Origin of the sequence: Streptococcus sp. SS4 (genome assembly GCF_030440125.1) — a bacterium.
Classification (GTDB): Bacteria; Bacillota; Bacilli; order Lactobacillales; family Streptococcaceae; genus Streptococcus.
The window spans coordinates 23,725-49,912 of record NZ_JAQFJM010000012.1 but is presented as its reverse complement, the minus strand read 5'-3'; the positions used below and the strand labels follow the sequence as shown (position 1 = coordinate 49,912).

The 26,188-nt window shown below is 41.8% G+C and carries 10 protein-coding genes and 1 pseudogene; 10 read left to right on the top strand and 1 reads right to left on the bottom strand.

Translation table 11 applies throughout. The annotated features are described in order from the left end of the window. The first annotated feature begins 29 nt into the window (after nucleotides 1-29). Nucleotides 30-1,421, top strand: a complete 1,392-nt coding sequence (gene leuC / locus PCY16_RS10295; RefSeq protein WP_037597711.1) for a 3-isopropylmalate dehydratase large subunit — start codon at nucleotides 30-32, stop codon at nucleotides 1,419-1,421. 11 nt (nucleotides 1,422-1,432) lie between these two features. Beyond that, entirely contained in the window at nucleotides 1,433-2,023 is a 591-nt protein-coding gene (gene leuD, locus PCY16_RS10290; RefSeq protein ID WP_002890790.1) for a 3-isopropylmalate dehydratase small subunit, read from the top strand. A gap of 120 nt (nucleotides 2,024-2,143) precedes the next feature. Here the strand turns inward: leuD and PCY16_RS10285 are convergent. Then, a pseudogene (locus tag PCY16_RS10285) lies at nucleotides 2,144-3,393 on the bottom strand (ISL3 family transposase). 205 nt (nucleotides 3,394-3,598) lie between these two features. Here PCY16_RS10285 and PCY16_RS10280 point away from each other — a divergent pair. The 8 genes from PCY16_RS10280 to PCY16_RS10245 all read left to right on the top strand — a co-directional run bounded on the left by PCY16_RS10280 (nucleotide 3,599) and on the right by PCY16_RS10245 (nucleotide 26,075). Next, on the top strand, nucleotides 3,599-6,709 hold the full coding sequence (locus PCY16_RS10280; RefSeq protein ID WP_037599189.1) for a DNA polymerase III subunit alpha: 3,111 nt from the start codon (nucleotides 3,599-3,601) through the stop codon (nucleotides 6,707-6,709). A 92-nt stretch (nucleotides 6,710-6,801) separates the two neighbouring features. Continuing rightward, nucleotides 6,802-7,821 (top strand): 6-phosphofructokinase, encoded by a 1,020-nt coding sequence (gene pfkA, locus PCY16_RS10275; RefSeq protein WP_013990713.1) that lies wholly within the window; start codon nucleotides 6,802-6,804, stop codon nucleotides 7,819-7,821. A gap of 69 nt (nucleotides 7,822-7,890) precedes the next feature. After that, nucleotides 7,891-9,393 (top strand): pyruvate kinase, encoded by a 1,503-nt coding sequence (gene pyk, locus PCY16_RS10270; RefSeq protein ID WP_004182640.1) that lies wholly within the window; start codon nucleotides 7,891-7,893, stop codon nucleotides 9,391-9,393. A 748-nt stretch (nucleotides 9,394-10,141) separates the two neighbouring features. Continuing rightward, complete coding sequence (locus PCY16_RS10265; protein WP_301354555.1) at nucleotides 10,142-22,897, top strand: GEVED domain-containing protein; 12,756 nt, start codon at nucleotides 10,142-10,144, stop codon at nucleotides 22,895-22,897. A gap of 184 nt (nucleotides 22,898-23,081) precedes the next feature. Further along, entirely contained in the window at nucleotides 23,082-23,303 is a 222-nt protein-coding gene (locus PCY16_RS10260; RefSeq protein WP_002890796.1) for a DUF4649 family protein, read from the top strand. A gap of 136 nt (nucleotides 23,304-23,439) precedes the next feature. Continuing rightward, the gene (trpX, locus tag PCY16_RS10255; protein ID WP_073951058.1) at nucleotides 23,440-24,441 is read left to right on the top strand and encodes a tryptophan ABC transporter substrate-binding protein; all 1,002 of its coding nucleotides are present in this window, start codon (nucleotides 23,440-23,442) and stop codon (nucleotides 24,439-24,441) included. Nucleotides 24,442-24,450: 9 nt separating this feature from the next. Next, nucleotides 24,451-25,320 (top strand): ABC transporter permease, encoded by an 870-nt coding sequence (locus tag PCY16_RS10250; RefSeq protein WP_002883493.1) that lies wholly within the window; start codon nucleotides 24,451-24,453, stop codon nucleotides 25,318-25,320. Continuing rightward, complete coding sequence (locus tag PCY16_RS10245) at nucleotides 25,317-26,075, top strand: ABC transporter ATP-binding protein (protein WP_002883503.1); 759 nt, start codon at nucleotides 25,317-25,319, stop codon at nucleotides 26,073-26,075. The genes PCY16_RS10250 and PCY16_RS10245 overlap by 4 nt, the downstream gene beginning before the upstream one ends. The last annotated feature ends 113 nt before the right edge of the window (nucleotides 26,076-26,188 follow it).

Here is a 26,188-nt window from a genome sequence, read left to right as displayed (position 1 = left end):
TAATCCTTAGATTATAATTGGAGTATTTTATGAGCGGAAAATCAATTTTTGATAAACTTTGGGAACGCCACGTCGTTACTGGAAATGAGGGCGAACCACAATTGATGTATGTGGATCAGCATTATATTCACGAGGTTACAAGTCCACAGGCCTTTCAAGGACTTCGTGATGCTGGACGTAAAGTTCGTCGCCCAGATTTAACTTTTGGTACGACAGACCACAACGTTCCTACGGTTGATATTTTTAACATTCGTGACCTTATTTCTAAAAACCAAATTGATACTTTGGCGAAAAACGTTGAGGAATTTGGTATTGATGCGGCTACCCACGGTACTGCTCGTCAGGGGATTGTCCACATGGTCGGTCCTGAAACAGGTCGTAGTCAACCAGGAAAATTTGTCGTTTGTGGAGATAGTCATACGGCTACTCATGGTGCCTTTGGTGCTATTGCCTTTGGTATTGGTACATCTGAGGTAGAACATGTCTTTGCGACACAATGTTTGTGGCAAGTGAAACCGAAGAAAATGAAGGTTGAATTTGTTGGTAAACCACAGCCAGGTGTTTATTCAAAAGACTTTATTCTTGCACTTATTGCACGCTATGGCGTTGATGCTGGTGTAGGATACGCAGTTGAATATTGTGGTGAAGCTATCGATGCTCTTTCAATGGATGAACGCATGACCATCTGTAACATGTCTATTGAATTTGGTGCCAAGATGGGTCTTATGAATCCAGACCAAAAAACTTATGATTATGTTGAGGGGCGTCCGTGCGCACCTAAGGGTGAGAAATTCGAAGAAGCAGTAGCCGACTGGAAAACTTTGGTTTCAGATCCAGATGCTGAATATGATAAAGTGATTACTATTGATGTTTCAGAATTGGCACCTATGGTTACATGGGGAACTAACCCTGAAATGGGTGTTGAGTTTGATCAACCATTCCCAGAAATCAAGGACTTTAATGATGAACGTGCCTACGAGTATATGGACGTTAAGCCTGGTGAATATGCTAAAGATATTGATCTTGGCTATGTCTTCATTGGTTCTTGTACTAACGCACGTCTTAGCGACCTTGAGTTAGCTGCTAAATTCGTTAAAGGAAAACATATCTCACCGACATTGACAGCTATTGTTGTTCCAGGTTCGCGTCCAGTTAAGAAAGAAGCTGAACGTCTTGGTTTGGATAAAATTTTCATGGATGCAGGATTTGAATGGCGCGATCCAGGTTGTTCAATGTGTCTTGGTATGAACCCAGACCATGTTCCAGAAGGTGTGCACTGTGCATCTACAAGTAACCGTAACTTCGAGGGACGTCAAGGATATGGTGCTCGTACTCACCTTTGTAGTCCAGCAATGGCAGCAGCTGCAGCAATCGCTGGTAAATTTGTAGATGTCCGCGATATGCCAGAAGTTCAAGCATAAGGGAGAAGATAATGGAAAAATTTACCGTCTATACAGGGAAATCAGTACCTTTGATGAATGATAACATCGATACGGACCAACTCATTCCCAAACAATTCTTGAAAGCTGTTGATAAAAAAGGTTTCGGTAAGAATTTGATGTTTGAATGGCGTTACCTTAATGATGATTACGATGAAAATCCTGATTTCGTCTTCAATAAACCTGAGTATCGCGATGCGACCATTTTGGTTACTGGTGATAACTTTGGTTCGGGATCATCTCGTGAACACGCTGCATGGGCATTGGAAGATTACGGTTTCCGTTGTGTTATTGCTGGATCATTTTCAGATATTCACTATAACAATGAATTGAAGAATGGTATGTTGCCAATCGTTCAACCCTTGGAAGTACGTCAAAAATTGGCTGCTCTTCCTGCAGGTGAGGAAATTACGATTGACCTTCCAAACCAAGTGATTAAATCTTCAGCAGGAGAGTTTCCATTTGATATCGATCATGAGTGGAAACGTAAATTGGTTGAAGGGCTTGACGATATTGGAATCACTCTTCAATATGAAGATTTGATTGCTGCCTATGAAAAACAACGCCCATCATATTGGCAATAAGAAACAATGATGTGTTTGTAAAATAATAATGAGGACTTAAAAGAATGGGATAAGGACAATGTTTAAGGTGTTGTTCTATCGGCTCTTTGTCAACTGTAGTGGGTGACGAAAAGCTAACATCTAGAGAGGACCTGATAGGTCTTCTCTTTTTTTATGTTCAGAGTGATGAAGACACGTTTCTTAAAGTTGATGAAGTTTCTAAAACCGAAGCCCAACCGTTTGATGTCTTTAATCAACTTATTAGTTGCTTCAAGTTTGGCATTTGAATAGTCTGTTTCTAGCGCATTCTTGATGTATTGCTTGTGTCTAAGAAAAGTCCTAAAGACCGTTTGAAAGTAGTGATTGACCTTGCTTATATTCTCCTCTATGAGTTCAAAAAACTCATCTACTCTCTTCTCCTGAAAGTGAAAAAGCAAAAGCTGATAGAGGTTATAATAATTAGCGAGTTCTTCTGAGAAATTCAGTGTCTTCTCAACGACTTCATGTGGGCATAATGTTTGACGGAAAGTCTTTGAATAGAAAGAATTGAGAGATAACTTACGGCTGTCCTTTTGAAAGAGTCGCCAGTGATTTTTCAAGGCTCGATAGGGTAGAGACTTCTTATCAAACTGGTTCATAATCGCAATTCTTGTCTTTAAAAAGGCACGCCCAAGGTGCTGAATAATGTGAAATCGATCAAGAACGATTTTGGCGTTAGGAAAGAGTTTGCGAGCCAGTGGAATATAAGCTCCAGACATATCCATCGTGATAAACTGTACCTGTTGTCGGACTTTCAATGGATACTTCAAAAAGTAGTTTCGAATAGTAGTTTGGCAGCGATTATCAAGGATGGTTATGAGTTTGTTGGTCTCATAGTTTTGAGCCACAAAAGCGAGTTCACCTTTCTTGAACCCAAACTCATCCCAGGACATAACAGCTGGGAGTTTGTCATAATGTTCCTTGAAAGTAAACTGGTCAAGTTTACGATAGACAGTGGACGTCGATACACGAAGTCTTCTGGCAATATCCGTTAGTGATACCTTCTCAGTTAGAAGTTGTGCAACCTTTTGTCGGACAAGGTTGGAGATTTGGTGGTTTTTCTCAACGATTGAGGTTTCAGCCACCGTTACTCTCTTACACACTTTACACTGGAAGCGACGTTTCTTCAGACGTAGTAGTGTTGGAGTTCCAGCTTGTTCGAGAAGAGGGATTTTAGAAGATTTTTGAAAGTCATATTTGATCGTTATTCCTTGACAATGAGGACATGATGGTGCAGGGTAATCAAGTTTTGCATGAATCTCGATATGAGTATTAGTTTCCAAAACAAGAGAAATAATGATGTTAGGGTCTTTAATTCCGATTAATTCTGTGGTATTCTTAATAAGTCTCATGAGTTCTTCCTAATGATGGTTTGGTCGCTTTTCATTATAGTTCTTATGGGACTTTTTGTGTACATTGAAAAAGCTCCATAATCCTCTACAGTGGTTTTACCCACTACAGAAATTATAGAGCCCTTTTTGTTTGAAACAGTTAACATGGTAGAGGCGTTTTTACAAGGAGCGTATGCTATAATAGAAGGATAGAAAGGAGGCCTTCATGTTTGCACAATTGGATACAAAATCTGTCTATAGTTTCATGGATAGTGTTGTAGATTTGACCACCTACATTAAGCGTGCCAAAGAGCTTGGCTATCAAGCCCTTGGTTTGATGGATCGTGACAATCTCTATGCTGCTTATCATTTTGCTCAGTTTGCAAGTAGCAAGGGTTTACGTCCTTTGATTGGTATGGAAGCTAATCTATTTTACGAGGGAAGAAAAATTCCTTTTCGTCTATTAGCAAAAAATAATCAGGGCTATAAAAATTTGATGAAGTTGGCAACAGAGCTCTCCTCAGGGCAACGCGAGTTTACAGCTTTTTCGGACTATCTAAATGCTATTGCCCTCATCCTTCCGAGTGAAGACTGGGAGCCAGGGATGACTCTTGGTTCAGAGGTTTTTATTGGGATAAGGCCAGAAGATGCTGGCAAAGAGTTTGATTATCCTGTAATTCCTTTACATACAGTGCGTTATTTTGAGAATGCAGACCGCTCGACGATTCAGATGTTGCATGCCATCTCACAAAACGTTTCCTTGTCAGAGGCCTCTATTTGTCCTATGAATCAGCTTCTTTTCTCGCCTCAAGAAATGGAAAGTGCATATAGTGATATTCCAGAGGCTTTGAACAATTTGGAGCAACTTGTTTCAGACATTACTTATCAATTTGATACGGATTTGAAGCTTCCCCGTTTTAATCGTGATATGCCAGCAGTTGACCAATTACGTCAATTAGCCCAATCTGGATTAGAAACAAAAAAGTTAAGCGAAGCAGTTTATCAGGAACGTTTAGACAAAGAATTGTCTATCATTCATCAGATGGGATTTGATGATTATTTCTTGATTGTCTGGGATTTATTACGCTTTGGGCGTAGCCGTGGTTATTATATGGGAATGGGACGTGGGTCTGCTGCAGGAAGCTTGGTGGCTTATGTCCTTGATATTACTGGAATTGATCCCGTTAAAAATGACTTGCTTTTTGAGCGTTTTCTAAATGAAGAACGTTATAGCATGCCTGATATAGATATCGACTTGCCTGATATCTATCGAAGCGAGTTTCTTCATTATGTTAGGGACCGTTATGGTAGTAAGCACTCTGCTCAGATTGTTACTTTTTCAACTTTTGGGGCCAAACAGGCTATCCGAGATGTTTTTAAACGTTTCGGAGCCAAGGAATTTGAACTGTCACAACTTAGTAAAAAGATTTCTTTTCGTGACACCTTGACCTCTGTCTATGAGAAGAATATGTCATTTAGACAGTTGATTAATCAAAGACAAGAATTTCAGAGGGCTTTTGAGATTGCTAAGGCTATTGAAGGCCAGCCAAGACAGACCTCAATCCATGCTGCTGGTATAGTGATGAGTGACGATGACCTAACCAACCATATTCCTCTAAAAGCTGGTGAGGATATGATGGTTACTCAGTACGATGCCTCCGCGGTCGAAGCCAACGGCTTGCTTAAGATGGATTTCTTGGGCCTCCGTAATTTGACCTTTGTTCAAAAAATGAAGGAGAAACTTGAAGAAGAGCAGGGAGTCGCTATAGATATCAAATCAATTGATTTGGAAGATCCTCAGACCCTAGCTCTTTTTGCCAAGGGTAAAACTAAGGGAATATTTCAGTTTGAGCAGGCGGGTGCTATTAACCTTCTTAAACGGATTAAACCCGCTAAGTTCGAAGAAGTGGTAGCGACAACCTCTCTTAACCGACCTGGAGCTAGCGATTATACAGATAATTTCATCGCTCGTAAGTATGGTAAGGAAAAAGTAGATTTGATTGATCCAGTAGTTGCACCAATCCTTGAGCCTACGTATGGTATCATGCTTTATCAGGAGCAGGTTATGCAGATTGCCCAAGTATTTGCAGGCTTCACACTCGGAAAAGCCGATTTGCTTCGTCGGGCAATGTCGAAAAAAGATGCCAATGAAATGTCCAAGATGTCCGAAGAGTTCATGGAAGGAAGTCGTCGGTTGGGACGTAACCCACAGATTGCTGAACGACTCTTTAGTATGATGGCTAAGTTTGCAGGTTATGGCTTTAATAGAAGTCATGCCTATGCTTATTCAGCACTAGCCTTTCAATTAGCCTATTTCAAAACGCATTACCCTCAGATTTTCTATGACGTCATGTTAAACTATTCGTCTAGTGATTACATTAAGGATGCAATTGAAAATGGCTTTTCTCTAGCCAGCCTTGATATTAATAGAATTCCCTATCTGGACAAGATTTCAGATGGAAAGATTGTATTAGGTCTTAAGACTATCAAAGGCTTGCCAAGAGATTTTGCCCTTTGGATTATTGAGGATCGCAAACAAAATGGTAAATACATTTCTATAGAAGACTTTTTGACACGTATTCCTAGCAAATATCAGAAAGTTGATAGTCTGACACCTCTTATCCAGATTGGTTTGTTTGATATTTTTGAACCAAATCGTCAGAAAATCATTGGTAATTTAAGCAACCTCTTTACTTTTGTCAATGAGTTAGGAAGTTTGTTTGCAGAGTCATCCTACTCTTGGGTTGATTATGAAGACTATAGCCAGAAGGATCGTTATAATTTAGAACAGGAGTTACTAGGAGTTGGGCTTAGCCCCCATCCTTTACACTTGGCTCAAAAAATGGCCTCTCGTCCCTATCAAGCCATTTCTGATTTGGCTGTTAATACTAAGGCAACAGTTTTGGTTCAGATAGAATCCGTTCGAATTATCAGAACTAAAAAAGGTGATCAGATGGCCTTTCTGAACGTCACTGATGGGATCAATAAACTTGATGTTACCCTATTTCCAGAAACTTATTTCTATCATAAGGATAAATTAAGTGAAGGTGGTCTCTTTTATCTTGATGGACGGACCCAAGAGCGTGATGGACGCATTCAGTTAATCTTGTCAAATATGGAGGAAGCTAGCACGGAGCGTTTTTGGATTTTACTTGAAAATCATGATAAAGACATAGAAGTTTCTCAAATATTAGCTAAGTATCCTGGACACATTCCTGTCATTATCCGTTATCAAGGAAGTAAGGAAACTATCGTTAGTCAAAGATACAGAGTAACTAAGAACGAGGAACTTAATCGGGAATTAGCACCTTATGTGCTGAAAACGGTTTTACGGTAAAAAAAACAATAAATCTTTTCAAATTTAAAGTCATTTAGAATTCTTTGTGTTATAATGAAAATGTTAAATATATAAAAGGAGTATCAGGAATAATGAAACGTATTGCTGTTTTAACTAGTGGTGGAGATGCCCCTGGTATGAACGCTGCCGCTCGTGCAGTTGTTCTCAAAGCAATTTCTGAAGGAATTGAAGTCTTTGGCATTAACCGTGGATACGCTGGTATGGTTGAAGGAGATATCTTCCAACTTGATGCCAAAGGCGTAGACAACATCCTCAGCCGTGGTGGAACTTTCCTTCAGTCTGCTCGCTATCCTGAGTTTGCCCAACTTGAGGGTCAACTTAAAGGTATTGAGCAACTTAAAAAACATGGAATCGAAGGTGTAGTAGTTATTGGTGGAGATGGTTCTTACCATGGTGCTATGCGTTTGACTGAACATGGTTTCCCAGCTGTTGGTCTTCCAGGAACTATCGATAACGATATCGTTGGTACAGACTACACAATTGGTTTTGATACTGCTGTTGCAACAGCAACAGAAGCTATCGATAAGATTCAAGACACTGCTTTCAGTCACGGACGTACTTTCGTCGTTGAAGTTATGGGACGTAACGCCGGTGATATCGCTCTTTGGGCTGGTATTGCCTCTGGTGCAGACCAAATTATCGTACCTGAAGAAGAGTATGATATTAATGAAGTTGTACGTAAAGTTAAAGAAGGTTACGAATCAGGTGCTAAAACTCACCATGTAATCGTAGTTGCTGAAGGTGTCATGGGTGCTGAAGAATTTGCAGCTAAAATGAAAGAAGCTGGAGATACTTCAGATCTTCGTGCAACAAACATTGGACACGTGGTTCGTGGTGGTTCACCAACTGCGCGTGACCGTGTTCTTGCTTCATGGATGGGTGCACATGCGGTTGACCTCCTTAAACAAGGTATTGGTGGTGTAGCTGTTGGTATCCACAATGAAGAGCTTGTTGAAAGCCCAATCCTTGGTACAGCAGAAGAAGGAGCTTTGTTCAGTCTTACTGAAGACGGTAAAATTATCGTCAACAATCCTCACAAAGCACGTCTTGACTTTGCAGACCTTAACCGTTCATTGTCTAACTTGAGCTAATCTCAGTTACTTAAATTATTGTTAATCCGTCGCTAATGCGACAAAAAATATAAGGGAGTTTTATTTATCATGAATAAACGTGTAAAAATCGTTGCAACACTTGGTCCTGCGGTTGAAATCCGTGGCGGCAAAAAATTTGGTGAAGATGGTTACTGGGGTGAAAAACTTGACCGTGAAGCATCTGCTAAAAACATTGCTCAATTGATCAAGGAAGGTGCCAACGTTTTCCGTTTCAACTTCTCACATGGTGACCACGCTGAACAAGGTGAACGTATGGATGTCGTTCGTATGGCAGAAGACCTTGCTGGTCAAAAAGTAGGTTTCCTTCTTGATACAAAAGGACCTGAAATCCGTACTGAATTGTTCGAAGGTGATGCTAAAGAGTATGCATACAAAACTGGTGAACAAATTCGTGTTGCTACTAAACAAGGTATCAAATCAACTCGCGACGTTATCGCTTTGAACGTTGCAGGTGCACTTGACGTTTTTGACGATGTAGAAGTTGGTAAACAAGTTCTTGTCGATGATGGTAAACTTGGTCTTCGTGTTGTTGACAAAGATGCTGAAAAACGTGAATTCATCGTTGAAGTTGAAAATGATGGTATCATCGCTAAACAAAAAGGTGTAAACATCCCTTACACTAAAATTCCTTTCCCAGCACTTGCTGAACGTGATAACGCTGATATCCGTTTTGGTCTTGAACAAGGTCTTAACTTTATCGCTATCTCATTCGTACGTACTGCAAAAGATGTACAAGAAGTTCGTGCTATCTGTGAAGAAACTGGTAATGGTCACGTTCAATTGTTGGCTAAAATCGAAAACCAACAAGGTATCGATAACATTGATGAAATCATCGAAGCTGCTGACGGTATCATGATCGCTCGTGGTGACATGGGTATCGAAGTACCATTCGAAATGGTTCCAGTTTACCAAAAAATGATTATCACAAAAGTAAACGCTGCTGGTAAAGTTGTTGTTACAGCTACTAACATGCTTGAAACAATGACAGAAAAACCACGTGCAACTCGTTCTGAAGTATCTGACGTATTCAACGCAGTTATCGATGGTACAGATGCTACAATGCTTTCTGGTGAATCTGCAAATGGTAAATACCCAGTTGAATCAGTTCGTACAATGGCTACAATTGATAAAAACGCTCAAACTCTTCTTAAAGAGTATGGTCGTCTTGATTCATCTACATTTGACCGTTCAACTAAGACTGAAGTAGTTGCGTCTGCAGTTAAAGATGCTACTAACTCAATGGATATCAAACTTGTTGTTGCTCTTACTGAATCAGGTAACACTGCTCGTTTGATTTCTAAATACCGTCCAGAAGCTGATATCTTGGCTGTAACATTCGATGAAATTACTCAAAAATCATTGATGCTTAACTGGGGTGTTATTCCAGTAGTTACTGAAAAACCAAGCTCAACTGATGATATGTTTGATGTTGCTGAAAAAGTTGCATTGGAATCAGGTCTTGTAGAATCTGGTGATAACATTGTTATCGTTGCTGGTGTTCCAGTAGGTACAGGTGGTACAAACACTATGCGTATCCGCACAGTAAAATAATTTAAGTAGAACTTAAATTGAAAGAAGGTCTTTGGATCTTCTTTTTTTGGCTCTATAATCGATTTAGTAGGTTAAACTATTGAAGAGATTATAGAGCTTTTTTCCTAGCTAGGTAAATGAATTGGATAATAATAACAAGTGAAAAAGTGAAGAATATCATATTTATTCCGAATGGTTTAAAGCAAGATGGCTGATTTGGTTTGTATTTTCAACAGATTTAGTTCTAAGTGTCATATGACTTAGAAGGTCTTTAGAGAAGAGGGAAATTATCTTTTCAAAGAAATTTTGCTTTTGTTGAAAACAACAGGATAAAAAATGTCGTTAAATAGGCTTCTAAACTATAGTTAAGATGGTTATAAGCTATAATTTTTAGAAGGACTGAGTTGATAACAAACCATTTTTATTTCAATAATGACTTACTAATTTAAAAGTTCTAATGAATTATTAATTCTGATAATCGATTTTTGAAAAAAATGAAATCATAAGTTTCTTTTTACTGACAATTCTAAAAGTATATAATTATAAAATTATTAATTGAAATTTTTATAAAAATAGTGATATCTATAATCATTCTACTGTTTACATGATTATTTTTAAGTGAACCTTATAAAAAAATTGAAAATAAGAGCATTTCTTTTCACAAATATTAGGAATTTTGTTAAAATATTTAACGATTAGTATTTTTAAATACTTTTAATCTCATTGAGGGGTGAGATACTTAATAGTATAAGTGTGGAGGATTACCAAAGTGGGTAAAGATTTATTTAATGATCGTATAAGTCGATTTTCGATTCGTAAGCTGAATGTAGGGGTTTGCTCCGTTCTTCTTGGAACTCTGGTTATGGTTGGTACTGCTAGTCAAGTATCTGCCGATGAAACAGCTAACCAAGTCCAAGCAGGAGATGTAGCTAGCACTACTGCTACAGTGAGTGATGAGACATCTTCTCAGAATGCTGTTACTGCTCAAGCTTCGACGGAAGTCGCAAATTTCTTATCAATTTCTGAGACTAATAGTCAGTCTCAAACCGTTTCAAATGCTAGCGCAGCTACTTCTGAAACGTCTACAACACAAGCTTCTAGTGAGACAACATCTCAAGCAGCTTCGTCAACGTCAGCAAGTACTGCAGCATCTACCACTAGTGTTGCTGGCTCTACAAGTGTAGGCAATACTACGGGAGTTTCAACGACAGCCTCTGTTACATCAGCATCATCTGAGACACCTGCTTCAGAAACAGCATCTGAAGCACAAGGTGTGGACGTTCAAGCAGAAGCTTCTACAACGAATGCTCTTTCAAGTGGTGCCGAAGCGTCTGCTGTAGTGCAACCTGTTGTAACAGCAGAAACTTCTGGTCGCCGTCGTACACGTCGTGCCCTTGGTGATGCCAATGATCCAAACTTGATTGGTGATGATGTAGAAGACGCAACCTCAACTCCAAAAGTTGAAAAACCTGGCTTTACAACAGATCTTGATGCCAAATCTATGACTAGCCAAATCTCTTGGTTGGACTTTGGAGATGTAGCCAACTGGACAGGAGCAAAAACAATCCAGGTCGCTAAAAATGAATTAAAACCAAATGAGTTAGAAGAGAGCTTAGCACTTCAAGTTGGGGCTACCTATACCAAGGAAATCATGCCTGGTTATGTAGTCACTGTAAAAGTCAAATCCTTGAAACCATTCCAAGCGACTGAAATCTATAAAAAACGGATGGAAGAACAAGGGGCTACAGAAGCTGAAAAAGCGACCTATGATCCAAATGCAAAAAATGGATATGTAAAGGGTGTTACTTCACCAATTGCTAGGCAATATTTTAATGATGGCAAAGAAGCCGACGTTATCGCTGATGCCCAAAACCGTTGGACTGAAGTTAAACATGAAAACGTTGATACGAAAGCCAAAAAGACTACCATGAGTTCTGCATATAATGGTGGGAATATTGGAATTCAGTTTGAAATCTCTGCAACCTTCCGTGGAAAGAAAGTTAAGCCAGCTATTGTTATGGCTGATGGTGAGTCTGCTAACCCTGGTGAATTTGTTATGTTCACTACCAACGGACAAGGTTGGCAGCACATTGGGGAATGGAAGAAAACTACTAGACCAGCCACCTCTGTTCCTTATGAACCACAAGATACAGAGAATCTTTTTGGTTCTAAACCTAAATATAATAACATTAACCTAAGACAACTTCGTGATAATTCTCCTCAAGCTGGACCAGATAAGAAACCAGTAGCATGGAAGTACTTTGGAAATCCTGACCAAGTTACGAGTGGTCTAGGAACCGGTATCTTTGGACCAAACATTTCTGAAGGAAATAGAACAGTTCCACTCGTGATGACACGTGGAGCATCTGAAGTGGGACTTTATATCGCTTCAGCTGGTAAACAGTCTGCCATGCTAGGATTCTTCCCACTTGATGAAGGGGATGCTCCTGAGTCATATGGGAAAGCAGTCCATACCATTGCAACTGTTGACGGTGTTACTGGAGCTAAAGTAAATCAACCGTATCTTGGTAACGTGAGTCCTGATATGGATGAGAATACTGTTCTTGACTGGTTCGGTGATGATAAGGCAACTACGGCCGATGAAGGAATTAACCAATTGCTTCCAAGCGATCTCAAAGGGACAACCAATGAGATGATCAAGATGGACCGTACACGCCCAGGTAACTACAAGATGTCAGTTGAAGCCCATTTGGATGGAGCTTCAGAAGCACATATCTATGGTTGGGTAGACTTTAACCAAAATGGTAAATTCGATGAGGATGAACGCTCAAATCTCGCTACAATCACACAAGATGGCACTGTTGAGTTGACCTTTGCAAACAGCAAGACTTATATCGACCCTAGCGTCAACGAACTTGGTGCTCGTGTCCGTATTGCCAAGAAAGCTACTGAGATTGAAAGCCCAACTGGTATGGCTTTCTCAGGGGAAGTGGAAGACTTCAAGACTCAAATTACCCACCCACCAAAAGGGGAATTCAAGGAAACTTCTGGTCCTCAAGCTACTAAACAAACAGCAACTGTAACCTTTACAGCACGTGGAGAGCACAAGTATGAAGCTAACTCTCATGCAGTCATCGACGAGACAGTAGAACCATACATCGTTGACAAAGATGGCAACCGTGCAACACTTGATGCGGAAGGTTACTATGTTGTACCAGGTCAAGGGAAGTATAAGATTACTGCCAACGGTAAAGATGTGGACGTTGAATTTATCCCAGAAGATAACTTCCTTGGAACAGCTGATGGTATTTCTATCCGTCGTTCAGATAACAACGGTTACGATACTGGATGGTCAACCAAATTCCCAGACCAAGAAGCAAACATTAATGGTCAGTTGAATACTATGGATGGTCAATACGTTCCAACAGTCACTCCAATTGAAATTGAAGGGGTTGACAAAACTTCGACTGATGTTCAAGGGGCAACTCAAAAAGAAACACCTACCTTTAATACAACTGCTACTAACTTAAATGGTGATAAGATTGCAATCACTCCAAGTGCAGAATACCCGGCTAAGTTGGTAGATCCAGCTACAGGTCGCACTACTGATGCGCCATCTGTAACAGTTGAAGGGGAAGGAACTTATACGATTAATCCTTCAACGGGTGAAGTAACCTTCACTCCAGAACCAAGCTTTACTGGTACAGCCAAAGGTGTGGATGTTACATTGTCAGCGCCAGTTGGTCGAAACAAAGATGGTAAGATCCAACAGGACTACATCAAGACTGCAACAGCTAAGTACACTCCAACTGTCACACCAATCACAGTGACTCCTACAGACAAGGTTTCTGCGGATGTTCAAAACGTTCCTCAAACCCAAACACCAACCTTTGATTTGAGTAATGATAAGACTGCTGAAATCACAAGCAAGAAATTGGTAGATCCAGCAACTGGTCAGCCTACTGATGAAACAACAGTGACAGTAGCAGGTGAAGGTAGCTATACTATCGACCCAACGACTGGAGCAGTAACATTTACGCCAGAAAAAGACTTTGTTGGTACTGCAAAAGGAGTAACTGTTCAGGCAACTGCTACGATTACAAATGCTAATGGTAAGACTGCAACCATTACTTCAGATGCGACCTACACACCAACTGTTGTGCCAGCAGTTCCAACTGCAAACCCTGCAACTTCAAAAGATATCCAAGGTGCGACTCAAACAGGCACACCAACCTTCGCAGGAACTACTGTTCAAGTAAACGGTGAAGATAAAGCTATTACGATCAAAGATAATAGCTACACGCTTTTGGATAATGATGGCAATGAAGTGACAAGTACACCAGCTTATGCTGCTGATGGTACAACTGAAATCGGTACTTACTCTATCGATTCAGCTACTGGTCAAGTCACTTTCACACCGACTGATAAATCATACACAGGTGTAGTAACACCGGCCAAGGTTCAAGCTGAAAGCTCAAACGGTATCAAGGTAGATACAACTTACACACCAGAAATCGTTCCAGTAACCCCGACAGCAACACCAGCTGAAACAGAAGATATCCAAGGTGCAACGCAAACTGGTAAACCTGAATTTAAGGGCGGAACTGTAACAGTAGATGGCGTTGAGAAAACAGTAGCGATTAATGAAGCTGTTCCAGCGACCTTCGATGATGGTTCAACGACTAAGACAGTTGACGGCGTTGGTACTTACACAGTAGCAGCAGACGGAACAGTTACATTCGTACCTGAAAAATCATTCGTTGGAACTGCACCAGCAGTGACGGTTGTTCGTGAAGATAAGAACGGAACCAAAGCCTCTGCAACTTATACACCAACTGTGACTCCAGTAACTCCAACTGCAGCACCAGCTGAATCAACAGATGTTCAAGGTGCAACTCAAACAGGTAAGCCTGTATTTACTGAGGGTAATAGCCGTGTGCCGATGAATGATGATGTTCCAGCAACATTTGATGATGGCTCAACTACCAAGTCAGTTGATGGCGTTGGTACCTACACAGTAGCAGCAGACGGTACTGTTACATTTGTTCCAGAACCAAGTTTTACAGGAACAGCACCAGCGGTTACAGTCGTTCGTGAAGACAAGAACGGAACAAAAGCTTCAGCGACTTACACACCATCAGTAACACCAATTACAGTGACTCCTACAGACAAGGTTTCTGCGGATATTCAAAACGTTCCTCAAACCCAAACACCAACCTTTGATTTGAGTAACGACAAGACTGCTGAAATCACTAGCAAGAAATTGGTGGATCCAGCAACTGGTCAACCAACTGACGAAACAACAGTGACAGTAGCAGGTGAAGGTAGCTATACTATCGACCCAACGACTGGAGCAGTAACATTTACGCCAGAAAAAGACTTTGTTGGTACTGCAAAAGGAGTAACTGTTCAGGCAACTGCTACGATTACAAATGCTAATGGTAAGACTGCAACCATTACTTCAGATGCGACCTACACACCAACTGTTGTGCCAGCAGTTCCAACTGCAAACCCTGCAACTTCAAAAGATATCCAAGGTGCGACTCAAACCGGTACACCAACCTTTGCAGGAACAACTGTTCAAGTGAATGGTGAAGATAAAGCTATTACGATCAAAGATAATAGCTACACGCTTTTGGATAATGATGGCAATGAAGTGACAAGTACACCAGCTTATGCCGCAGATGGTACAACTGAAATTGGTACTTACTCTATCGATTCAGCTACTGGTCAAGTCACTTTCACACCGACTGATAAATCATACACAGGTGTAGTAACACCGGCCAAGGTTCAAGCTGAAAGCTCAAACGGTATCAAGGTGGACACAACTTACACGCCTGAAATCGTACCGGTAACACCGACAGCAACTCCAGCTGAAACAAAAGATATCCAAGGTGCGACTCAAACTGGTAAACCTGAATTCAAGGGTGGAACAGTAACCGTTGATGGTGTTGAGAAAACAGTAGCTATCAATGAAGATGTTCCAGCGACATTTGACGATGGTTCAACGACTAAGACAGTTGACGGCGTTGGTACTTACACAGTAGCAGCTGACGGTACGGTGACGTTTGTTCCTGAGAAATCATTTGTCGGAACTGCGCCGGCTGTAACAGTTGTTCGTGAAGATAAGAACGGGACCAAAGCCTCTGCGACTTACACCCCAACAGTAACACCAGTTACACCAACAGCGACACCAGTTGAAACAACAGGTAAACAAGGTCAAACCCAAACAGGTAAGCCTGAATTTACTGAAGGTGACAGCCGTGTGCCAATGAACGATGACGTTCCAGCAACCTTCGACGATGGTTCAACTACCAAGACAGTTGATGGCGTTGGTACCTACACAGTAGCAGCCGACGGAACTGTAACTTTTGTTCCAGAGAAATCATTTACTGGAACAGCTCCAGCTGTGACGGTTGTTCGTGAAGATAAGAACGGAACCAAAGCCTCTGCGACTTACACACCAACTGTGACTCCAGTAACTCCAACAGCAACACCAGCTGAATCTACGGGACCTCAAGGTTTGGTTCAAACTGGAACAGTAACCTTCACAGAAGGTGATGAAGTAGCGCCAATTAACAAGGATTCAATTACCCTTCTTGATGAAACTGGTCAGCCAGCAGCATCAGTAGAAGCGAAATCACCAGCAGGTGATGTAATCGGTACCTTCATCGTTGATAAAGAAACAGGTGTTGTGACCTTCACCCCAACGGATAAATCTTATTCAGGTGATGTTGTCCCAGTTAAGGTTCAAGCAGCTGATACAAATGGTACAACAGTAGAAACAACTTACACACCTAAGATTACTCCAGTCGTTCCAACTTCTGAAGATGCAACAACGACAGATATCCAAGGTGCCACTCAAACAGGTAAACCAACCTTTACTGAAGGTGATCCAAATGTTCCAATTGATGAAGATACACCAGCGACCTTTGAAGATGGATCAACTACGAAGACAGTAGATGGTGAAGGAACTTACACCGTTTCTCCAGATGGTACAGTAACTTTCGTACCAGAAAAATCATTTACTGGAACTGCTTCAGGTGTAACAGTGAAACGTGTGGATAAGAACGGAACTGAAATCACAGCTAAGTACACACCAACAGTAACTCCTGTAACACCGACAGCGACACCAGTTGAAACAACAGGTAAACAAGGTCAAACCCAAACAGGTAAGCCTGAATTTACTGAAGGTGATAGTCGTGTACCAATGAACGATGACGTTCCAGCTACTTTCGACGATGGTTCAACTACGAAGACAGTTGATGGAGTTGGTACCTACACAGTAGCAGCTGACGGAACAGTAACCTTTGTTCCTGAGAAATCATTCACAGGTAAAGCGCCGGCCGTAACGGTTGTTCGTGAAGATAAGAACGGAACCAAAGCTTCTGCAACTTACACACCAACAGTAACACCGGTGACCCCAACTGCTACACCAGCAGAATCAACTGGCCCTCAAGGTCTTGTTCAAACTGGAACAGTTACCTTCACTGAAGGTGACCCAGTTGCACCAATTGATAAGGATACCATTACTCTTCTTGATGAAACTGGTCAGCCAGCAGCATCAGTAGAAGCGAAATCACCAGCAGGTGACGTGATCGGTACCTTCACCGTTGATAAAGAAACAGGTGTGGTTACTTTCACACCAACGGATAAATCTTATTCAGGTGATGTTGTCCCAGTTAAGGTTCAAGCAGCTGATACAAATGGTACAACAGTAGAAACAACTTACACACCTAAGATTACTCCAGTTGTCCCAACTTCTGAAGATGCAACATCGACAGATATCCAAGGTCAAACACAATCTGGTAAACCAACCTTTACCGAAGGAAATCCAAATGTTCCAATCGATGAGGATACTCCAGCTACCTTCGAAGATGGCTCAACTACGAAGACTGTCGATGGTGAAGGAACTTACACAGTTGCTCCAGATGGAACAGTAACCTTCGTCCCAGAAAAATCATTCACTGGAACTGCTTCAGGTGTAACAGTGAAACGCGTGGATAAGAACGGTACTGAAATCACAGCGAAGTACACACCAACTGTGACACCAGTAACTCCAACTGCAACACCAGTTGAAACTACAGATATCCAAGGTGCTACACAAACTGGTAAACCTGTATTTACTGAAGGCGATAGCCGTGTGCCAATGAACGATGATGTTCCAGCAACATTTGACGATGGCTCAACGACTAAGACTGTAGACGGTGTTGGTACTTACACAGTAGCAGCAGATGGAACAGTAACCTTTGTTCCTGAGAAATCATTCACAGGTAAAGCGCCGGCCGTAACGGTTGTTCGTGAAGATAAGAACGGAACCAAAGCTTCTGCAACTTACACCCCAACTGTGACTCCAGTAACTCCAACAGCAACACCAGCTGAATCTACGGGACCTCAAGGTCTTGTTCAAACTGGAACAGTAACCTTCACTGAAGGTGACCCAGTTGCACCAATTGATAAGGATACCATTACTCTTCTTGATGAAAATGGTCAGCCAGCAGCATCAGTAGAAGCGAAATCACCAGCAGGTGACGTGATTGGTACCTTCACCGTTGATAAAGAAACAGGTGTGGTTACTTTCACACCAACGGATAAATCTTATTCAGGTGATGTTGTCGCAGTTAAGGTTCAAGCAGCTGATACAAATGGTACAATAGTAGAAACAACTTACACACCGAAGATCACTCCAGTTGTCCCAACTTCTGAAGATGCAACATCGACAGATATCCAAGGTGCCACTCAAACAGGTAAGCCAAGCTTTACTGAAGGCAATCCAAATGTTCCAATCGATGAGGATACTCCAGCTACCTTCGAAGATGGCTCAACCACTAAGACAGTAGATGGCGAAGGAACATACACAGTCGCACCAGATGGAACAGTAACCTTCGTTCCTGAAAAATCATTCACTGGAACTGCTACAGGCGTAACAGTGAAACGCGTGGATAAAAACGGTACTGAAATCACAGCTAAGTACACACCAACTGTGACACCAGTAACTCCAACTGCAACACCAGTTGAAACTACAGATATCCAAGGTGCTACACAAACTGGTAAACCTGTATTTACTGAAGGCGATAGCCGTGTGTCAATGAACGATGATGTTCCAGCAACATTTGACGATGGCTCAACGACTAAGACTGTAGACGGTGTTGGTACTTACACAGTCGCAGCAGATGGAACAGTAACCTTCGTACCAGAAAAATCATTCGTCGGTACTGCACCAGCTGTAACAGTGGTTCGTGAAGATAAGAACGGAACAAAAGCTTCAGCGACATACACACCAACTGTAACACCAGTTACACCAACTGCAGAAGATACAACATCTACTGACAAACAAGGTCAAACGCAAACAGGTACACCAACCTTCACACCAGGTAATCCAAATGTTCCAATGGATGATGATACACCTGCAACATTTGAAGATGGCTCAACTACGAAGACCGTTCCTGGTGAAGGAACTTACACAGTTGCTTCAGACGGAACCGTAACATTTGTTCCAGAAAAATCATTCACTGGAGAAGGTACAGGCGTAACGGTTAAACGTGTCGATAAGAACGGTACTCCAGTTACTGCTAAGTACACACCAACTGTGACTCCAGTAACCCCAACAGCAACTCCAGCTGAATCAGAAGCACCTCAAGGTGTGGTTCAAACTGGAACTGTGACCTTCACCGAAGGTGACCCAGTTGCACCAATCGATAAGGATACCATTACTCTTCTTGATGAAAATGGTCAGCCAGTAGAATCTGTAGTTGCTAAATCACCAGAAGGTAAAGAAATTGGTACTTTCACAGTTGATAAAGAAACAGGTGTTGTAACCTTCACACCAACTGATAAATCTTATTCAGGTGATGTGGTTCCAGTTAAGGTTCAAGCAGCTGATACAAATGGTACAAGAGTAGAAACAACTTACACACCGAAGATCACTCCAGTTGTCCCAACTGCTGATCCTGCAACATCTACAGACATCCAAGGTCAAACTCAAACAGGTACACCAAGCTTCACACCTGGTAACCCTGCAATCCCAATGGATGATGATGTACCAGCAACCTTTGAAGATGGCTCAACAACTAAAGTTATTCCAGGAGAAGGTACTTACACTGTAGCTCCTGATGGCACAGTAACCTTCGTCCCAGAAAAATCATTCACAGGAGAAGGTACAGGTGTAACCGTTAAACGTGTAGATAAGAATGGTACACCAGCTACAGCTAAGTACACACCAACTGTGACACCAGTAACTCCAACAGCGACACCAGTTGAAACAACAGGTAAACAAGGTCAAACCCAAACAGGTAAGCCTGAATTTACTGAAGGTGATAGTCGTGTACCAATGAACGATGACGTTCCAGCTACTTTCGACGATGGTTCAACTACGAAGACAGTTGATGGAGTTGGTACATACACAGTAGCTTCAGACGGAACTGTAACTTTTGTTCCAGAGAAATCATTTACTGGAACAGCACCAGCAGTGACAGTGGTTCGTGAAGATAAGAACGGAACCAAAGCTTCTGCGACATACACACCAACTGTGACACCAGTAACTCCAACAGCAACTCCTGCTGAATCTGAAGCACCTCAAGGTGTGGTTCAAACTGGAACAGTCACCTTCACTGAAGGTGACCCAGTTGCACCAATTGATAAGGATACCATTACTCTTCTTGATGAAAATGGTCAGCCAGCTGCTTCAGTAGATGCGAAATCACCAGCAGGTGACGTGATCGGTACCTTCATTGTTGATAAAGAAACAGGTGTTGTGACCTTCACCCCAACGGATAAATCTTACTCAGGTGATGTGGTTCCAGTTAAGGTTCAAGGTAAAGATACAAACGGAACAGTTGCTGAAACAACTTACACACCGAAGATCACTCCAGTTGTCCCAACTGCTGATCCTGCAACATCTACAGACATCCAAGGTCAAACTCAAACAGGTAAACCAACCTTCACCGAAGGAAATCCAAATGTTCCAATCGATGAAGATACTCCAGCTACCTTCGAAGATGGCTCAACAACTAAAGTTATTCCAGGAGAAGGTACTTACACTGTAGCTCCTGATGGCACAGTGACCTTCGTCCCAGAAAAATCATTCACAGGAGAAGGTACAGGTGTAACCGTTAAACGTGTAGATAAGAATGGTACACCAGCTACAGCTAAGTACACACCAACAGTAACTCCTGTAACACCGACAGCGACACCAGTTGAAACAACAGGTAAACAAGGTCAAACCCAAACAGGTAAGCCTGAATTTACTGAAGGCGACAGCCGTGTGCCAATGAACGATGACGTTCCAGCTACTTTCGACGATGGCACAACGACTAAGACAGTTGACGGTGTCGGTACATACACAGTAGCAGCAGACGGAACTGTAACATTTGTTCCAGAAAAATCATTCGTCGGAACTGCACCAGCAGTGACAGTGGTTCGTGAAGATAAGAACGGAACCAAAGCTTCTGCGACTTACACACCAACAGTAACACCGGTGACTCCAACTGCTACACCAGCAGAATCAACTGGTCCTCAAGGCGTGGTGCAGACTGGAACAGTAACCTTTACCGAGGGAGATTCCGTTGCTCCAATCGACAAAGATACCATTACTCTTCTTGATGAAACTGGCCAACCAGCAGCGGCAGTGTTTGCGAAATCACCAGCAGGTGATGTAATTGGTACCTTCACCGTTGATAAAGAGACAGGTGTTGTGACCTTCATACCAACAAACAAATCTTATTCAGGTGATGTTGTTCCAGTGAAAGTTCAAGCTGCGGATACTAATGGAACAACTGTAGAAACAACTTACACAACTAAGATTACTCCAGTCGTTCCAACTTCTGAAGATGCTACATCAACAGATATCCAAGGTCAAACACAATCTGGTAAACCAACCTTCACAGAAGGGAATCCAAATGTTCCAATCGATGAGGATGCTCCAGCTACCTTCGAAGATGGTTCAACCACTAAGACAGTAGATGGTGAAGGAACTTACACCGTTGCTCCAGATGGTACAGTAACTTTCGTCACAGAAAAATCATTCGTAGGAACTGCTACAGGCGTAACCGTGAAACGTGTTGATAAGAACGGAACTGAAATCACAGCGAAATACACACCAACAGTAACTCCAGTTACTCCAACTGCTGAACCAACAACATCAACAGATATCCAAGGTGCTACACAAACTGGTAAGCCAGTATTTACAGAAGGCGACAGCCGTGTGCCAATGAACGATGATGTTCCAGCAACCTTCGATGGTGGCTCAACGACTAAGACTGTAGACGGTGTTGGTACTTACACAGTAGCAGCAGACGGAACCGTAACCTTTGTTCCAGAAAAATCATTCGTAGGAACTGCACCAGCTGTAACAGTGGTTCGTGAAGATAAAAACGGAACCAAAGCCTCAGCAACCTACACGCCAACAGTAACTCCAGTTACACCAACTTCAGAGCCAGCAACATCTACAGATATTCAAGGTCAAACACAAACAGGTAAACCAAGCTTTACGCCTGGTAACCCAAGTGTCCCAATGGATGATGATGTACCTGCTACCTTTGAAGACGGCTCAACAACTAAAGTTATTCCAGGTGAAGGAACTTACACAGTTGCTCCAGATGGAACTGTAACCTTCGTCCCAGAAAAAGCATTCACAGGAACAGGTACAGGTGTGACCGTGAAACGTGTTGATAAGAACGGTACAGCCGTTACAGCTACCTATACACCAACCGTAACACCAGTAACACCAACTGCAGAATCAGTTACTTCAATTGGTAATAAAGGTCAAACGCAAACAGGTAAGCCAAGCTTCACTGAAGGCGATAGCCGTGTACCAATGAATAACCAAGTACCAGCTACCTTTGAAGATGGCTCAACAACTAAGACTATTGCAGGTGTCGGAACTTACACAGTAGCTGCCGATGGTACTGTAACATTCACACCAGAAACTGAATTTACAGGAACTGCCCCAGCAGTCACAGTGGTTCGTGAAGATGTTAACGGAACTAAGGCTTCAGCAACCTACACACCAACTGTCCTTCCAATCACTAAGTTTGTTGATAAAGAAGGTAAGGAAATCCCAGGATATCCTACAGTTGATGGTGAACAGCCAAAAGCTGAAATTCCAGGTTACCGCTTCGTAGAAACTAAGAAATTACCTAATGGTGATGTCGAACATGTCTACGAGCAAGTAACGACGTCATACGTTGATGAAAATGGTACGCCAATCCCTGGTTATCCAACAGAAGATGGCCAACAACCTAAGAAAGAAATTCCAGGTTATGAATTTGTGAAGACAATTGTAGATGAAAATGGTAATACTCAACACATCTACAAACAAATTGTGACTCCAACACCAGTGCCGGATACAACTCCGACACTAGAGCCACAGCCAGCTCCACAAACAGAAGAGCCTAAGGCTCCAGTACTTCCAGAAACAAAAGAAGAAGCTCACTTTATCAATCCAAGTGATAAGACAGCTCAACTTCCAGAAACTGGTAGCGAGGATTCAAACCTTGCAATCTTTGGTTTGGCAAGTCTTCTAGCTGGATTTGGACTCTATGGCGGAAAACGACGCAAACGTTAAAATGATTTAACGGTCGTATAGGACATTAAGAATCCAGATTCCAATTAAAATAGACCTCATGGCATTTGCCATGGGGTCTATTTGTATAGCCTAGCCTGCTAGTTTTTTAAGTCGTCATGATTGACTTTACTCTCTAGGAAGCGTAATCTAGACTTTAATTAAAGGATTAAAAGGAGATCCCTCGATGATTGAAGTAACTTATTTAAATACTGCAAAGCAAGAAAAACATACTTCTTTTGAAGATTACAATGAATTTGTCAGAGCACAGCAAGCTTGTTGGATTGCCTTACCGGATTCAACACCAGTCACTAAGGTGACGATAAACGGACATGATATTGGCTACAAAGGACAATATGGCGACCTTTACTTTTATATTATGAAGCTAGACTTGGCACAATATCAGTAATAATAAGGGAAAAGAATCAGACATCGTGTTCTGATTCTTTTTCTTTGATCAAGGTAATTTTTATAAATTAAGAATATTGCTAATTGACTGAAAATGACTTACAATAGAAAGGAAGAATTTATAGAAGGAGACACATATGAAAAACAAGCGTTTAATTTGGACTTTGGTTTTCTTAGCTATCTTGACGCTCGGTTCTATTGGTACAGATCTTTTCAAAAAAGAGCACCAAGATGCTAATAAGGTCGTCAAAGTAGGAATCCTCCAGTTCGTGACTCACGATGCCCTGGATCAAATCGAGAAGGGAATTGAGGATGGTCTTAAGGAAGCTGGTTATAAGGGAGACAAGGTTAAAATCACCCTCCTAAATGCCGAAGGAGACCAGTCTAAAATTCAAACCATGTCTAAACAATTGGTCAATGACAAGAATGATGTCGTTATCGGTATTGCAACGCCAGCAGCACAAGGACTAGCGGCAGCTACCAAGAACATTCCAGTCATTATGGGAGCTATCTCAGACCCTGTTGGGGCCAAATTGGTTAAGGACCTCAAGCATCCAGAAGGCAATGTCACTGGTACCTCTAACCAAGTGCCGATTAAGCAGACAGTGGAATTGGTCAAATCATTGACACCAAATGCTAAGACAATTGGTATTCTCTACGCTTCAAGCGAGGATAATTCTAAATCACAGGTTGAGAGCTTTAAGAAATTTGCTGAAAAAGATGGCCTAAATGTGGTCGAGTATGCCGTACCATCAACCAATGAAATCAATACAACCATGTCAGTCATGACTGGTAAGGTAGATGCTATCTGGACGCCACAAGATAATACTATTGCCTCTGCCTTTTCAACAGTAATCTCATCAGCCAACCAAGCTAAGATTCCAGTTTATACGACTGTCGATACTATGGTGAAAGAGGGCGGTTTGGCCTCAGTTGCTCAAAGCCAATATGAACTTGGAAAAGCCACAGCTCGTAGTGCTGTTAAGGTTCTTAAAGGTAAGAAAGTTAAGGATATCCCAGTTGATGTTATTGATGATGGTACTCCAACGCTCAACCTTAAAGTTGCTCAAGACCTCAACATCACCATCCCTGACGATGTACTTAAACAGTCAGACATCGCTGTTAAAGCTGATAAATAAGGAGGACTTATGATTATTTCATCTATTTATCAGGGGCTTCTATACGGAATCCTAGGTCTTGGGATTTACATGACTTTCCGTATCTTGGATTTTCCTGATTTGACAACAGAAGGTTCCTTTCCTCTTGGTGGGGCAGTAGCAGTAACTCTTATGAACTTTGGTTGGAATCCAATTTTAGCAACCTTGGTTGCTGTTTTGGCCGGCTGTGGTGCTGGACTTGTGACTGGTCTCCTCTATACCAAGGGAGAAATTCCTACTATTTTGGCAGGGATTTTGGTCATGACTTCTCTTAACTCAGTCATGCTTATGATTATGGGAAGGGCCAACCTAGGACTTCTTGATATTAAGACTATTCAAGATTTACTTCCTTTCAGCAAGGACTACAACCTCTTGATTGTTGGTCTCATTGCTGTAACCATTGTTATCACTGCCTTGATTGCCTTTCTTAACACGCGCCTAGGTCAAGCATATATTGCCACAGGTGATAATAGAGATATGGCCAAATCTTTTGGTATCAACACAGACAATATGGAAGTGATGGGTCTTGTTATCTCAAACGGTATCATTGCCCTCTCAGGAGCCTTGATTAGCCAACAGGACGGTTATGCCGATGTTTCTAAAGGTATTGGTGTTATCGTCATTGGTCTTGCCAGCATCATCATTGGTGAGGTCCTATATGCGACTAACTTGACTCTGTTGGAACGTTTGATTGCCATCTGTATTGGTTCAATCCTCTATCAGTTCCTTTTGACAGCGGTTATTGCTCTTGGCTTTAACACTAACTACCTCAAACTCTTTAGTGCAATTGTTTTGGCTATTTGTTTGATTTCGCCTGTCCTACGCCGAAAATTCTTTAAGGGGGTGACCTTATCACGATGACAGCTATTGTAGAACTCAAAGATGCGACTGTTAAGGTCAATAACGGTTTTGACACCGAAAAAACCATCCTGGACCATGTTAATCTTACCATTAGAGAAGGTGATTTTATTACCATTCTTGGTGGAAATGGTGCCGGAAAATCAACCCTCTTCAACGTCATTGCAGGGACACTCATGTTGACCAGTGGTCAGATTTTCATCATGGGTGAAGATGTTACGGCTCTGCCTGCTGAGAAGCGTGCTAAGTACCTCTCACGAGTCTTCCAAGATCCTAAAATGGGGACAGCTCCTCGTATGACTGTTGCAGAAAACCTCTTGATTGCCAAATACCGTGGTGAAAAACGAGGGCTTAAATCACGCCAAATTCATCTCTACACAGAGGAGTTCCAAGGTCTGATTGAACGTATCAGTAATGGTTTAGAAAAGCACTTAGATACACCAGCAGGTCTCCTTTCAGGTGGTCAGCGTCAGGCTCTCAGTCTTTTGATGGCGACACTTAAACGTCCTGAGCTCTTGCTCTTAGACGAGCACACTGCAGCCCTGGATCCTAAGACCAGTGTAGCCCTCATGGAGTTGACTGATGAGTTTGTGACGGGCGACCATCTTACAGCCTTGATGATTACCCATCACATGGAAGATGCCCTAAAATATGGCAATCGTTTGATCGTTATGAAGGATGGTCAAATCATTAAAGACCTTACCAAGGAAGAAAAAGGTCAATTGGATATCACAGACTATTACGCTATGTTTGAGTAAGTCTCGTCTGACTCTAAATTGTAAAATAAGCTAAAAAGTTGTATACTTAAAGAGTATGCAACTTTTTGTTGTGGCCTGTAAATCGACAAGGAGACTGTTCGCACGAACGTTCA